Raw genomic sequence first — 15,806 nt, 5'->3', positions numbered from 1 at the left:
ATTCCAACTGTGGGAGTGAGCCTGCTCGCGATTGGTTTTCAACGGCGCTGCAAAAATCTGATCAGAACCACTCATCCTGCATCCCAAAACACACATCATCCCGCGCCTCAAGAATCGCCAGCTCATGGTGGCAACCCGGCACTTCCCAGGTCAGGAAATACCGCGCCGCCTGCAGCTTGCCCTTATAGAAGCTCACATCCGCCGTGTTCCCCTTGGCCAACCCTTCCTCGGCACGAATCGCCTGTTCCAGCCAGCGCCAGCCAATCACTGTGTGCCCGAACACTTTCAAGTACAGCGCCGAATTCGCCAGGCTGCTGTTGACCTTGCCTTGAGCCAGGTCGGTCAGCAAACCGAGGGTTACGGTTTGCAGGCGGGCCACCAGTTTCTCCAGCGGTTCACGCAGTGCATTCAGCGATTCGTAGGCTTGCGCCCGTTCGGCCGTGTCGGCGATCAGGCGGATCAATTGTTTCAGTCCCGCACCACCGTTCTGCGCCAGTTTGCGCCCGAGCAAGTCCAGTGACTGAATGCCGTGGGTGCCTTCATGAATCGGGTTCAGACGGTTGTCGCGGTAATACTGCTCAACCGGGTATTCGCGGGTATAACCGTGGCCGCCGAGAATCTGGATCGCCAGCTCGTTGGCCTTCAGGCAAAACTCCGACGGCCAGGATTTGACGATTGGCGTCAGCAAGTCCAGCAGCTCATGCGCCTGTTTGCGCTCGGCTTCGGTCGCAAGCGTCGTGGTGTCATCGAACAGTCGCGCCGCGTACAACCCAAGATCGAACGAGCCTTCGACGTAGGCCTTTTGCGTGAGCAACATGCGTTTGACGTCGGCGTGCTGGATGATCGCCACCGGCGCGGTGTTCGGGTCTTTGCTGTCCGGCACGCGGCCTTGTGGGCGCTCGCGGGCGTACTCCAGCGAATACAGGTAACCGGCGTAACCGAGCATCACCGCGCCCATGCCGACGCCGATTCGCGCTTCGTTCATCATCTGGAACATGTAGCTCAAACCGTGGTGCGGCTTGCCCACCAGATAACCGACGCACTCACCGTTATCACCGAAGTTCAGCGCCGTGGACGTCGTGCCGCGCCAGCCCATCTTGTGGAACAGCCCGGCCAGCAACACGTCGTTGCGCTTACCGAGGCTGCCGTCATCGTTGACCAGGAACTTGGGCACGATAAACAGCGAAATCCCCTTCACCCCGGCCGGTGCATCCGGCAACTTGGCCAGCACCATGTGCACGATGTTTTCCGACAGCGGGTGATCGCCGCCGGAGATGAAGATCTTGTTGCCCTTGAGTCGATAGGTGCCGTCAGAAGCAGGCTCGGCGCGGGTACGAATATCCGACAACGACGACCCCGCGTGGGGTTCGGTCAGGGCCATGGTGCCGAAGAAACGGCCGTCGATCATCGGTTGCAGGAAGCGCTGCTTCTGTTCTTCAGTGCCGAAGCTTTCGATCAGGTTCGCCGCGCCCATGGTCAGGAACGGGTACGAAGTCGAGGCCGCGTTGGCTGACTGGAAGTGCGCGAAACAAGCCTGGGACAACAGCGTAGGCAGTTGCATGCCACCGGCGTCGAAACTGCGCGCGGCGTTGAGGAAACCGGCTTCGAGGAAGGCATCCACCGCTGGTTTCACTTCCGGAATCAGAATCGCCTGACCGTTCTCATAGCGCGGCTCATTCTCGTCGCCCTTACGGTTGTGCGGGGCAAAAAACTTCTCGGCAATGCTGCGAGCGGTGCCGATGGCGGCGTCGAAGGTCTCGCGATTGTGCTCGGCGAAACGCTCACGCTGGGTCAGGCCTTCGGCATCGAGGACTTCATACAGCTCGAAAGCCAGATTGCGGGAACTGAGCAACGTCTCGGACATGGCGGCCTACCTTTTTTTGGAGTGGACCGAGTCTAGGCGTGGGGAGGTTTGGGTGAAAGGAAGATAGATAACGGTGATAGACAGGCCAAACACGACCCCTGTAGGAGCCAGCTTGCTGGCGATAGCGGTGCCTCAGATACACCGCGTTGAATTGATCGCCAGCAAGCCGGCTCCTACAGGGCCTGTGAGGTATTCCGGTTTAGTGGTTCAGGCAAAAAAATGGGCGCCGGTGAGGGCGCCCATTTTTGCAGCTGACACTCGGCGGTTTAGCCGATGGTCATCAAGCTCGCATTACCACCCGCCGCAGCGGTGTTAACGCTCAACGCTCGCTCGATCACCAGACGCTCCAACGCAATGTTGGTCTCGCCCAGCGACAACCCGTGAACCCCGACAATCGCCCCGGCACGCTTGGCCACTTGCTGGCACACCGCACGCAGTTGATCGGAATGGCCGTGATGCAGAACCGCATCAAACACCACTTCGTCCTTGTTCCAGTCGGCAACCAGCTTGATGCGCGCCTGAACTTCCTTCGGCAGGCGTGCGAACAAGGCTTTGGTCAGGTCAGCTTCCGGCCATACCGCTGAGCCGCCGACAGCCAATACCGCCGCCAGTTGCGTCAGCAGGTCGCCTTCAGCTTCGGCCAGGGACAGCACGTGCTCACGCGGCAGAATGGCGTAGCTGTTGCGCTCGCCGGTCGGGCCCGCCAGCACGCGGGTGATGCCGCTTTGCGATTGCGCCGCGAACTGCACGCACAAGGCGCTCAGGTCGGCAAACTTGTTGCTGTCGGCCCAGGTTTGCAGGGCGGTCAGTGGTTTGCTCATGGCATCGCGCAGACGAACATCCGGTGCAGTGGCGGCGTCGCCACGAGCGAAGGATTGTTCGATTGCATCGGCAGGACGCGTCGACAGCAGGCGGTACAGGTACAACGGACCACCGGCTTTCGGGCCGGTGCCCGACAGGCCTTCGCCACCGAACGGTTGCACGCCAACCACAGCACCAACGATGTTGCGGTTCACGTAGACGTTACCGGCATTGACGTTGTCGATCACCTTGGCGATGGTCTCGTCGATGCGCGTATGCACGCCCAGCGTCAGGCCATAGCCGGAAGCGTTGATCTGACCGATCAACTGGTCGATGTCTTTGCGCTTGTAGCGCACCACGTGCAGCACCGGGCCGAAGATTTCGCGTTGCAGCTCATCGAAGCTTTCCAGCTCGATCAGCGTCGGCATCACGAAGGTGCCGCGTTTGACTTCTTCGCTGTTGGCGATGGCCACCTGGTACACGTTGCGACCTTTGTCGCGCATGGCCTGGATGTGCTTCTCGATGCCCGCCTTGGCTTCGGCGTCGATCACCGGGCCGATGTCCACGGACAGGCGCTCAGGGTTGCCGAGACGGCATTCAGCCATGGCGCCCTTGAGCATTTCGATGACACGGTCAGCGGAATCTTCCTGCAAGCAAAGTACACGCAGAGCCGAGCAACGTTGACCGGCGCTGTCGAAGGCGGACGACACCACGTCGATCACGACTTGTTCGGTCAGTGCCGAGGAGTCGACGATCATCGCGTTCTGGCCGCCGGTTTCAGCGATCAGCGGAATCGGACGGCCCTGTGCATCCAGGCGGCCAGCGACGTTGCGTTGCAGCAAACGAGCGACTTCGGTGGAGCCGGTGAACATCACGCCTTTGACCCGATCGTCACCGACCAGACGGGCACCCACAGTTTCGCCACGGCCCGGCAGCAGTTGCAGCACGCCTTCCGGAATCCCGGCTTCGAGCATCAGGCGCACGGCCTGGGCGGCGACCAGCGGGGTTTGTTCCGCAGGCTTGGCCAGTACCGGGTTGCCGGCGGCCAATGCAGCGGCAACCTGACCGCTGAAGATTGCCAGCGGGAAGTTCCACGGGCTGATGCACACCACCGGACCCAATGGGCGGTGGGCGTCGTTGGTGAAATCGTTGCGAGCCTGCACCGCGTAATAACGCAGGAAGTCCACGGCCTCACGCACTTCGGCGATGGCGTTGGCGAAGGTCTTGCCGGCTTCGCGAGCCAGCAGGCCCATCAGCGGCTGGATCTCGCCTTCCATCAAATCGGCGGCACGTTCCAGAATCGCAGCACGTTCGGCCGGCGGGGTGGCCTGCCAGATCGGTGCAGCGTTCAGGGCGCACTGGATCGCGTTGTCGACGTCTTCGACATTTGCTTCCTGTACGTGACCGACCACGTCACGCAAATCGGACGGGTTCAGAACAGGCGCAGGGGTTTCGGTGCTGGAGACGCAACCGAGCATCGGCGCGGCTTTCCAGTGGTTGTGAGCAGTGGCCAGCAGAGCGCACGACAGCGAAGCCAGGCGATGTTCGTTGGCCATGTCGATGCCGCTGGAGTTGGCGCGCTCGGCACCATAAAGATCGCGCGGCAGCGGGATACGCGGGTGCGGCAGGCCGAAGCCGCCTTCCAGCGTCGCCATCTGCTCGATGCTGGCCACTGGATCGGCCACCAGCTCCTGAATCGAAATGGACTGGTCGGCGATACGGTTCACGAACGAGGTGTTCGCGCCGTTTTCCAGCAGACGACGTACCAGGTACGCCAGCAGGGTTTCGTGAGTCCCGACCGGTGCGTACACGCGGCATGGACGGTTCAGCTTGCCTTCGGAAACTTTACCTACAACCTGTTCGTACAGTGGTTCGCCCATGCCGTGCAGGCACTGGAACTCGTACTGGCCCGGGTAATAGTTCTGACCGGCGATGTGGTAAATGGCCGACAGAGTGTGGGCGTTGTGCGTGGCGAATTGCGGGTAGATGACTTCCGGCACCGACAACAATTTGCGGGCGCAAGCGATGTAGGAAACGTCGGTGTACACCTTGCGGGTGTAGACCGGATAGCCTTCCAGGCCTTCGACCTGGGCGCGCTTGATTTCGCTGTCCCAGTACGCGCCTTTCACCAGGCGGATCATCAGGCGATGACGGCTGCGGCGAGCCAGGTCGATCACGTAATCGATCACGTACGGGCAACGCTTCTGATACGCCTGGATCACGAAACCGATGCCGTTCCAGCCGGTCAGTTGCGGCTCGAAGCACAGGCGCTCCAGCAGATCCAGCGACAGCTCGAGGCGGTCGGCTTCTTCGGCGTCGATGTTCAGGCCGATGTCGTATTGCTTGGCCAGCAGGGTCAGCGACAACAGGCGCGGGTACAACTCGTCCATCACACGCTCGTACTGCGCACGGCTGTAACGCGGGTGCAGTGCCGACAGCTTGATGGAAATGCCCGGGCCTTCATAAATCCCACGACCGTGGGACGCTTTGCCGATCGAGTGGATGGCTTGTTCGTACGACGCGAGGTACTTCTGCGCGTCGTGCTCGGTGAGGGCTGCTTCACCGAGCATGTCGTAGGAATAGCGGAAACCCTTGGCTTCGAACTTGCTCGCGTTGGCCAGGGCTTCGGCGATGGTTTCGCCGGTGACGAACTGCTCGCCCATCAGGCGCATGGCCATGTCGACGCCCTTGCGGATCATCGGCTCGCCGCTCTTGCCGATGATGCGGCTCAGGGACGAAGTCAAACCTGCTTCATTATGGGTGGCGACCAGTTTGCCGGTCAGCAGCAAGCCCCAAGTGGCGGCGTTGACGAACAGCGACGGGCTGTTGCCCAAGTGCGGCTGCCAGTTACCGGTGCTGATTTTGTCGCGGATCAGTGCGTCACGAGTGCCCTTGTCCGGGATGCGCAACAGCGCTTCGGCCAGGCACATCAGTGCCACGCCTTCCTGGGACGACAGGGAAAATTCCTGCAACAGGCCCTGAACAATTCCGGCACGGCCACCGGCGCTCTTCTGATTGCGCAGTTTCTCGGCAATCGAGGCAGCCAACTTGTTGGTGGCGTCAGCCATGGCAACCGGCAGGCGCGCCTGTTCGATCAGCATCGGCACCACTTCCGGCTCAGGGCGACGGTAAGCAGCGGTAATGGCGGCGCGCAGCACCGATTGCGGCAAGATGCTTTCGGCGAACTCAAGGAAGCACTGGTGCGCGTGGTCGACGTGGACGTCGCCACTGTCGTCAGCTTCTTTGGCCGTCAGGCCGTTGAGCTCGGTCAGGGTTGCACCACCCTCGAGTTTTTCCAGGTAATTGAAAATTGCCTGCTTGATCAGCCAGTGCGGCGTGCGATCAATCGAAGTCGCGGCCGCCTTCAGGCGTTCGCGGGTCGGGTCGTCAAGTTTGACCCCAAGGGTGGTGGTAGCCATATTTTTATCCTCATGTTTGCCACGACCGCGTGGCATCAGCTGGCGGCAAGATTAGCTGCGCGCTCTCTGAGGTGCAACCGGGTGCAACCCTTTTTTTGTCGGAATAATAGGCAGCTCGTCAGGAATTAAATTCCGGTACGAACGTACCGCTCCTGCTTGGTGCTTTTGCTTCTAGTAAACGCTCATGACTGCTCTAAAAGGGAGCAAAAACAGACCTTTTCAAGCTAAATCCGACTAGGTGCAACTTATTCTCAAAAAATGGGTTGCACCTTATTTGTGTTGTTGAATAGGATTCGCGCCCAAGGTGCAACCGGTTAAAAAGACAGGTGCACCGGCTGATGGCTTTCCTGGGGAAACATCAGTCCTAAATGCGCGGACCCGCAAATCGTTTGATCAAACATTGTCGTTTGTCGGCGTTTTCATACTCTGCCGCTACATAAAAACAAAGCCAGGGCATCACTTAATGAGCGTTAGCAATCCAACCCTGATCACGTTCGTGATCTACATCGCAGCAATGGTGCTGATCGGCTTCATGGCCTATCGCTCCACCAACAACCTTTCTGACTACATTCTGGGCGGTCGCAGCCTGGGCAGCGTCGTGACTGCATTGTCCGCCGGTGCCTCCGACATGAGCGGCTGGTTGTTGATGGGTCTGCCGGGCGCCATCTACATGTCCGGTCTGTCCGAAAGCTGGATCGCCATCGGTCTGATCGTCGGTGCTTACCTGAACTGGCTGTTCGTCGCCGGCCGTCTGCGCGTGCAGACCGAGCACAACGGCGATGCGCTGACGCTGCCGGACTACTTCTCCAGCCGTTTCGAAGACAAAAGCGGCCTGCTGCGGATCATCTCGGCGGTTGTGATCCTGGTGTTCTTCACCATCTACTGCGCGTCCGGCATCGTCGCTGGCGCCCGTCTGTTCGAAAGCACCTTCGGCATGTCCTACGAGACCGCGCTGTGGGCCGGTGCTGCGGCGACGATTGCCTACACCTTCGTCGGTGGTTTCCTGGCAGTCAGCTGGACTGACACCGTACAAGCCACGCTGATGATCTTCGCCCTGATCCTCACTCCGATCATCGTGTTGCTGGCGACCGGCGGCGTCGATACCGCGTTCCTGGCCATCGAAGCGCAAGATCCAGCCAACTTCGACATGCTGAAAAACACCACCTTCATCGGCATCATCTCGCTGATGGGCTGGGGCCTGGGCTACTTCGGCCAACCGCACATCCTGGCGCGTTTCATGGCCGCGGATTCGGTCAAGTCGATCGCCAATGCCCGTCGCATTTCCATGACCTGGATGATCCTGTGCCTGGGCGGCACCGTGGCTGTAGGCTTTTTCGGTATTGCCTACTTCTCGGCCAACCCTGCCGTGGCGATGCCCGTCAGCGAAAACCACGAGCGTGTGTTCATCGAACTGGCCAAAATCCTGTTCAACCCATGGATCGCCGGTATTTTGCTGTCAGCTATTCTGGCTGCGGTCATGAGCACCCTGAGCTGCCAGTTGCTGGTGTGCTCGAGCGCCCTGACCGAAGACTTCTACAAAACCTTCCTGCGTAAATCGGCTTCCCAGGTTGAGCTGGTCTGGGTCGGTCGCGCCATGGTGCTGCTGGTTGCCCTGATCGCCATCGCATTGGCCGCCAACCCGGAAAACCGCGTGCTGGGTCTGGTCAGCTACGCCTGGGCCGGTTTCGGTGCTGCGTTCGGTCCAGTGGTCCTGATCTCTGTGATCTGGAAAGACATGACCCGCAACGGCGCACTGGCCGGCATCCTGGTCGGCGCGATCACCGTGATCGTGTGGAAACACTTCGAGCTGCTGGGTCTGTACGAAATCATCCCTGGTTTCATCTTCGCCAGCCTGGCGATCTACATCGTCAGCAAACTGGGCACGCCGACTCACGGCATGCTGCAGCGTTTCGCTGCTGCCGAGGCTGATTTCCGCCTGAACAAGTGATCGGGATGAGCTGAGGCTCAAACCTTTCGCCGAACATGAAAACGGCCCGCTTCCTTTGGAGGCGGGCCGTTTTTATTGGGCGTTAGAAAAGCCCCTCTGTGGGAGCGAGCCTGCTCGCGATGGTGTGTCAGCCAAAGAGGTTTCGACTGACACACCATCGCGAGCAGGCTCGCTCCCACAGGAGGGCAGTGGTGGTTATGAAAGGAATGTCTGTAGCCAAACATCCCGATTTTTGAAGGAAGATTCTTTAAAAAAGCACGACAAATCTGAGTTTCCTGTCCCTTCGTCAACACCCCTTGCCGCTCATGCAGAATCGCCCGCCTTCACTCTGCAGAGACACATCGGATGTTCGCTCTTGCTAATCAACCGCGTTTCACGCTGACCGTCGACGGTGACCAGCATGACCTCAAGGTGCTTGAGTTCACCGGCAAGGAAGCCATCAGCCAGCCTTACCGCTTTGACCTGGAACTGGTCAGTGAACGGCCGGACATCGAGCTCGAAAGCCTTCTGCATCGTCAGGCGTTTCTGAGTTTCGATACACAAGGCAGCGGTATTCACGGTCAGATTTTTCGGGTTGGCCAGGGCGATTCCGGTAAGCGTCTGACGCGCTATCAAGTCAGTCTGGTCCCGCGTTTGACCTACCTCGACCAGCGCATCAATCAGCGGATTTTCCAGCACAAAAGCGTGCCGGTGATCATTGCGCAAATCCTTGAAGATCATGGCATCCAGCGCGATGCGTTCGCCTTTCAGCTCGGCAGCGATTACCCCGATCGCGAGTACTGCGTGCAATACGCTGAAAGCGATCTGGCGTTCATCCAGCGGTTGTGCGCCGAGATCGGCATTCACTACCACTTTCAGCACAGCCCCGACGGGCACTTGCTGGTGTTTGGTGACGACCAGACGGTTTTCCCCCGGATCGACAAACCGACACTTTTCTCGCCTGACACCGGAATGGCCGCCGACGCGCCCGCGATCAATCGCTTCAACGTGCGGCTGGAAACCCGCACCACTTCGGTAGCCCGTCGCGACTACGACTTCCACAAACCCGGGCTGCAACTTGAAAGCCGAAGCGACAACGGACAACTGCCGACGCTTGAGGATTATCACTTTCCTGGCCAGTTCACAGATCGCGAATCCGGCAGGGCGCAGGCTCAACGAACACTGGAGCGCCACAACGCAGACTACCGTCAGGCTGAAGGTCGCAGCGATGAGCCCGCTTTGGTGACAGGTCACTTCCTGGCGTTGTCGGAACATCCACGCCAGGCCTGGAATGACCTGTGGCTGATCACCCAAATCGAACACCATGGCCGTCAGCCGCAAGTGCTCGAAGAGTCAATCAGCAGCGACGGGGCGGATGATTTCCAGGGCTATCGCAATACCTTTCTGGCGACGCCGTGGGATGTTTCGTTTCGCCCACCGCTGATCGGGAAACCCACTTTCACCGGCTACCAGACCGCCGTAGTCACTGGCCCCACCGACAGTGAAATCCACTGCGACGAGTACGGCCGCGTCAAGGTTCAGCTCGCCTGGGATCGTGACGCAAAGCGCAATGAACATTCCAGTTGCTGGCTGCGCGTCGCCACCGGCTGGGCGCATGACGGCTACGGCATCGCACTGATTCCTCGGGTCGGCATGGAAGTGTTGGTGGGGTTCCTCGATGCCGACGTCGATAAGCCGATGGTCATGGGCTGCGTGCCCAATGGCACCAACTCGATACCCCTGAATCTGCCCGCCGATAAAACCCGCAGCATTTTCCGCAGCCAAAGTAGTCCCGGTGGCGGTGGTTACAGCGAATTACGCATCGAGGATCGCAAAGGCGCCGAGGAAATCTACCTGCGAGCCCAGCGAAACTGGACTCAACACGTGTTGAACGACCTGCACGTCCAGGTCGGAAATCAGCGCAGTGCGGTGATTGGTGCCAACGATAACCTGCACGTTCACGGTGACCGCTCCATCACCGTCAGCAACCAGACCCTCAAAGTGAGCGGGCAATTTCACGCCAGCGCCGGCCAGCAAATTGTCATCGACGGCGGCGCAAACGCGACCATCCAGGCGGGTGGCCACTGGATCAACATCGGCCCCGCCGGGATCTTCAGCAGTGTTCCGATTGAATTGGGCGGTGCACCGATGCCGGCCATGGGCGCCGCGACCACTCAACGAACACTTCTGGCTCTCAGCGCAGCACAGATTCTGACCCTGAAAAGCGACGCCCCATTCTGCGAAGAATGCGAACGCTGCAAGGGTGGTGTCTGTGCAGCCTGAGTGCTTGTCACCCCTCACTTGGCTTGAGCGCCAACCGCTCGAGCCTTCCGAGAAGTTGTTCGCGGTGTTCGGCAATGCCAGTTCCGCTGAGCCGTTCAAAGCCTGGCAGCGCTCCAATCCTTTGCATACGCCAAGCCCGATCTGGGCCGACACCCCTTACGCCGAGTGGGAACCGGTCATGCCCTATGTCGGAATCGTCGCTGCTGACAGTGAGTTTCTGGACTGGGTCGCCACTACCGAGTCTCGCGATTGGGGTTGGCTGGCAGTTTCTTCTTCGCCTCAAGACGTGTTGATCGAGCATCTGCGCAGCCTCACGCAAGTGTTTTTGCCCAATGGCAGCGCGGTGTTTTTCCGCTTTTGGGATGGGCATTACTTGCTTCCGATTCTTCAGTCGGCCGAAGTCGATGTCACTCAACTGCTACCAGTCGTGGGGCGGTGCCTGATCAATGGTCAGCCGCTCGACATCGGTGGAACTGCACTGAAAACCGCCGGGGTTTTTCCATGGTGGGAAATCTCCACAACGCTGTTGAAGCAACTCTGCGAACACTCAAACACCACTCGGCTGAACAACGTGCTCACGTGGTTGAGCGAGGACCGTCCTGATCTTTTCGAGGCGTTTTCCGAAAGCGTTTTGCGGCACAAAGTCGCGATCTTTCTGGAAGAGCCGGGCCTGCCGCCAGCCCCGAAATCAGCCTTGGTGGCTTACCTGTCGATGGAGCTGGACTGATGGATCAGATCGTACGGATCGAGCAGGAGCTCGACGGTTTCAAGGACACGCTGAGTGTGTATCGCCAGCAACTCAAGGGCTTTTTAAGTCGTAACTCCGACAAGGTCAGCCGGGCAATGGACCTGCCCTCGCTGATGGACATGGACCGGCAGATCAAACTGGGCAATACCACTACGTCGGTGAGCCGCAGTGATGACGACTTTTTCTCCAGTGTTGCGCAGTGTCCGCTAAACGGAATTCTGCAGATCGAGAGCAAGTTCGAATCGGTTTATGACGTTCCGCTGGGGAACATTGATGTTGAGGTGATTGCCGTTGATGGCGGCGAAAAAACCACCGTCACGCTCGATGAAAACGGCAAGGGACAATTCAGGGGCATTGCCGGCAAGTTCTACCGCGTGCATGTCCACAGCGCGGTGACTTCGGATCAGGTTGATGAGCTTTTCAAGTCTTATGACGGCCTGACCGGGCAGTTGGAAGACTGGCTGCGCACTGAGTGGCAAGGCTTCAAGCCGCAGTGGTCGCAGCAATCCGCATCCGCTTCGCTGGCCGCAGCGGGTAACGGAATACTGGCGGGCGGTTGGGCGGCGATTCAGGCGGTTTGGGATGGCATCGGTGAACTCACCGACATTCTGAAAGACCCCAATGCCTTCGTAGAAAAGCTGGGTGAAAGCGCCGGCGAACTGGCCGAGCTCGCGAAAAGCGCGCCAGACATGATGGAAAAAGCCATGTTGCTGGCCAGTGACGAGGCCGCACTGTGTTTGTTGATGCGCACCGCGACGCTATGGCTGGAAATGTTGCCACCGACGCAACTGGCCGAGTCGTCTGCAGAGGCGATTTCCAAAGTGGTCGTCGGGCTGGTCATCGACCTACTGATTGGTCTGGTGCTGAGTGTGGTCGGGGTTGGCGTTGCCTGGTTGGCAGTACGCCTGACCAAGTACAGCGCGCAGATTTTTCAGGCTGCGATGGCATTCGTGAAGTCGATGGTCACGATCATCAACAACTTCATGGGCTATGTAAGCCGCTACAAAAAAGTCGCTGCACGGGGCGTTGCGGCTGGACCGAAAAATGGTGCCATGCACTTGCGCTGGAATGCTCGCAAGAACACCACGCTCAAACAAAACGAACACCACGACGACGCTTCGAAGCAGGCCACAAATCCCAACGGCGACAGCGCCGAATCCGCCGATAAAACCGCCACCAACAAATGCCCGGTGTCGATGGTCACCGGTGAAGAACTGCTGACCCTCACCGACGGTTCATTGAATGGAATTCTGCCGTTCGACTTCACGCGGCTCTATCGCACCAGCGCCGTCGAGATGGATTGCGGCCTCGGTTTCGGCTGGAGTCACAGCCTTGCGCACCGACTGGAAATCGATGGCGATGGCGTCGTCTGGATCGACCACGAAGACCGTCGCACCACCTTTCCGCTGCCTGGCAATGAGCGCCCGGCGATCCACAACAGCCTCTCGCGCGCGGCGATTTACCTGGGCGATGCCCCGGAAGAACTGATCCTCGCTCAGGCTGGCGACGACACGCGCTTCTACCATTTCATCAACGGTCGATTGACGGCGATCAGCGACGGTTACGACAACCGGTTGCGCATCACTCACGACCGCCGCGAGCGTATCCAGCGCCTCGACAACGGCGCCGGCCGCGCCTTGCTGTTGCGCTATGACCAGCACCATTTGATTGCCGTCGACTATCAGCGTTTTGTCCCGGCAGACACGTCGGACGAAGCCTGGATAACCGAACAGACGCTGGTCAGCTACCGCTACGACGAACGCGCTCGACTGATCGAAGCAACCAACGCCGCCGGGGAAAGCGAGCGTTACGACTACGACGACCGGCACGTCATCCAGCAGCGGCAACTGGCCGGTGGGGCGAGTTTCTTCTGGGAGTGGGAAAGGTCTGGCAAGGCTGCGCGATGCGTCCGGCATTGGGCGTCGTTTGCGCAGATGGAAGCTCGTTATGTCTGGGATGAGGAGGGCAGTGTCACCGTCCACAACATCGACGGCAGCGAAGAGGTTTACCAGCATGACGACCGGGCGCGACTGGTGCGCAAGGTCGAGCTGGATGGCGGCGAACACCTCAAGGCCTACGACGACAAAGGGCGGTTGATTGCCGAGCAGGATCCGCTCGGCGCCGTCACCGAGTACCACTACGACGAAGTCGGACGCTTGGTGGCGCTGATTCCGTCAGAAGACGAGCCCACGTCCTACGAGTATCGCAACGGTTTCCTGCATGCCCGGTATCGCGGCAAAGCGGTCTGGAAATATCAGCGCAATGCTCAGGGCGACATCACCGAAGCGACTGATCCCGACGGTCAGGTCACCCACTATCACTACGATGAAAAAGGACAGTTGCTGTCGATCCGTTACCCGGATAGCAGTCGCCATCTCTTCGTCCGCAATGCTTTGGGGCAACTGGTTGAAGAAACTTTGCCGGACGGTGGGCTGCGGCGGTTTTCCTACGACGTGCTGGGTCGACGGATTACCGATCAGGATGAACACGGATCGCTCACTCACTACGGGTGGGACGCCGTTGGGCGACTGGTTCAGACGACACTTCCTACGGGCGCCACTCGCGCCTTCAGCTACAACACCTACGGAAAAATCACCGCCGAACGCGACGAGCTTGGCCTCGTTACCCGCTACGAATACGTCGATGGTTTGCATTTGGTCAGCCGCCGGATCAATCCCGACGGCACGCAGCTCAACTATCGCTACGACAACGCGCAGCTGCTGCTCACAGAAATCGAAAACGAATCCGGCGAACAATATCGCCTGGACTACACGCCTGGCGGATTGATCCGACAGGAAACCGGATTCGATGGCCAGCGCACGGGGTACACCTACGACCTCAATGGAAACCTGCTGGAAAAAACCGAGTTCGGCGACGACGGCTCGCAGCGGGTTACCGCTTATGAGCGAGATTCGGCAGGGCGGTTGCTGGTCAAAACGCTGCCCGACGACATCAAGGTCGAATACCGCTACGACAACCTTGGCCGACTGGTCAGCGTCGACGACGGTCACGATCATCCACTGGAATTCGAGTACGACCGACAAGACCGTTTGATCACCGAGCACCAAGGCTGGGGCACCTTGCGCTACGGCTACGACGCCTGCGGCCAACTCAACCGCATGCGCCTGCCGGACGGCAGCAAGCTCGATTACCACCACGCCAAGGGCGGCGCGCTGACCGCCATCGACCTCAACGGCGCGCCGCTCACCACCCACCAATTCACGTTTGGTCGCGAACAGCAGCGCCAACAAGGCCAACTCACCAGCCGCTACCACTACGACGAACAGGGCCGCCTGCAAGCACACGCGATCAATCAACAAACCCGGCCGCTGTACCTGCGCCACTACACCTACGCGGTCAACGGCAACCTGGCGACCGTCGCCGACAGCCGTCACGGCCAGCGCAGTTATTACTACGACGCCCTCAACCGCCTGACCCGCGTGCGCCACACCCGCGACGACCCACCGGAAAGCTTCGCCCACGACCCGGCCGGCAACCTGTTGATGCAAAACCGCCCCGGTGTGGCTGCCGTAAAAGGCAATCGCCTGCTCATGCAAGGCGACCGGCATTACGACTACGACGCCTTCGGCAACCTCATCCGCGAACGTCGCGGCACCGGGCAAAAACTCGTCACCGAATATGCCTACGACTGCCAGCATCGCTTGGTCAGCGCCACGACCCCGGACGGACGTTTCGCGAGCTATCGCTACGACGCCTTCGGCCGACGCATTGCCAAAACCGTCGATGGTAAAACCACTGAATTCTTCTGGCAGGGCGACAACCTCGTCGCTGAAAGCAGTCGCGAACACTACCGCAGCTATGTTTACGAACCGGGCACCTTCCGCCCATTGGCCATGCTCGACGGCAAAGGCCCGCGCAAGGCTTGCCCGTTTTACTACCAACTCGATCACCTTGGTACGCCGCAGGAACTGACCGATTTTGGTGGCGAGATTGTCTGGTCGGCGAAGTACAACGCCTACGGAAAAGTTACGCGGTTGGCGTTCGGTGGGGGCGAGCAACTTGAGCAGCCGCTGCGGTTTCAGGGGCAGTACTTCGACGCCGAGAGCGGCCTGCACTACAACCGGCATCGGTACTATGATCCGGAAGTGGGGCGGTACCTGACGCCGGATCCGGTCAAGTTGGCGGGTGGGCTGAACGGGTATCGGTATGCGCTGAATCCGACGGGGTGGGTTGATCCGTTGGGGTTGAGCGGGAATTGTCCGCGTAAGGATGAGCCAGGGTGTGGAGCGCCGGATGATACGGCTGGCGCTAGGGTTGATGAGGGTGAGGCGGCTCTGCCGAAGCTGACGGGGGATCAGCGAAGAGCGCGTATCGATGAGCTGGCGGAAGCGAATGCATATCGACGTTTAGATGAGATGGAAAGGGCCACTCCAGGTGCTCATTTTCTAGAAAAACATGGCAAGCAAACTAGTTTGGCGTCGCAACGTGAGCGGGTGATGACCGGAAGGAACCCTACAACGGGAGTTATTGAAAGATACACAAGCGGGAGAAGGACTGGTCAGCCAAAGATCCCTAGTGCTGCGACACGTTTTATTAGTTATAGAGATCAGTTGAACGCTATTCACCGTGCTCAGCTAATATTCAGGCGTAATGGTCATGCTGCATCTAAAGAGCCAATGAATATGGGTAAACAAATAGGCGAGGGGTACAAACGAGGTGGTTTGGTCTATGGCAAACAAACAGATGCAGTCGCCATACTAGATAGAATCGGTGCTCCTATAACAACTTATGCGGATTTTTGAA

General features: G+C 59.3%; 6 protein-coding genes. 4 read left to right on the top strand and 2 right to left on the bottom strand.

The window, feature by feature from the left end:
• Positions 1-61: 61 nt before the first annotated feature.
• Both PMI32_RS25685 and putA read right to left on the bottom strand, forming a co-directional pair.
• On the bottom strand, positions 62-1,864 hold the full coding sequence (locus PMI32_RS25685; protein WP_008025101.1) for an acyl-CoA dehydrogenase: 1,803 nt from the start codon (positions 1,862-1,864) through the stop codon (positions 62-64).
• 266 nt (positions 1,865-2,130) lie between these two features.
• Positions 2,131-6,084: a trifunctional transcriptional regulator/proline dehydrogenase/L-glutamate gamma-semialdehyde dehydrogenase gene (putA, locus tag PMI32_RS25690; protein ID WP_008025099.1), complete on the bottom strand. Its 3,954-nt coding sequence runs from the start codon at positions 6,082-6,084 to the stop codon at positions 2,131-2,133.
• A 463-nt stretch (positions 6,085-6,547) separates the two neighbouring features.
• Here putA and putP point away from each other — a divergent pair, with 463 nt between their 5' ends.
• From putP to PMI32_RS25710, 4 genes are all read left to right on the top strand, one after another.
• Positions 6,548-8,032, top strand: coding sequence for a sodium/proline symporter PutP (gene putP / locus PMI32_RS25695; protein WP_008025098.1), 1,485 nt, complete (start codon positions 6,548-6,550; stop codon positions 8,030-8,032).
• A gap of 345 nt (positions 8,033-8,377) precedes the next feature.
• Positions 8,378-10,294 carry a type VI secretion system Vgr family protein gene (locus PMI32_RS25700; protein WP_008025097.1) on the top strand — a complete coding sequence of 639 codons (1,917 nt, stop codon included), beginning with the start codon at positions 8,378-8,380 and terminating at the stop codon, positions 10,292-10,294.
• A complete protein-coding gene (locus PMI32_RS25705; RefSeq protein ID WP_008025095.1) occupies positions 10,284-11,021 on the top strand; it encodes a DUF4123 domain-containing protein in 738 nt (245 codons plus the stop codon). Before PMI32_RS25700 ends, PMI32_RS25705 begins: the two co-directional genes overlap by 11 nt.
• Positions 11,021-15,805 (top strand): RHS repeat-associated core domain-containing protein, encoded by a 4,785-nt coding sequence (locus PMI32_RS25710; RefSeq protein ID WP_008025093.1) that lies wholly within the window; start codon positions 11,021-11,023, stop codon positions 15,803-15,805. Before PMI32_RS25705 ends, PMI32_RS25710 begins: the two co-directional genes overlap by 1 nt.
• Position 15,806: the final 1 nt, after the last annotated feature.

Origin of the sequence: Pseudomonas sp. GM60 (assembly GCF_000282415.1) — a bacterium.
Taxonomy (GTDB): domain Bacteria; phylum Pseudomonadota; class Gammaproteobacteria; order Pseudomonadales; family Pseudomonadaceae; genus Aquipseudomonas; species Aquipseudomonas migulae.
The sequence above is the reverse complement of the archived record's forward strand: the minus strand, read 5'-3'. Positions and strand labels throughout refer to the sequence as shown.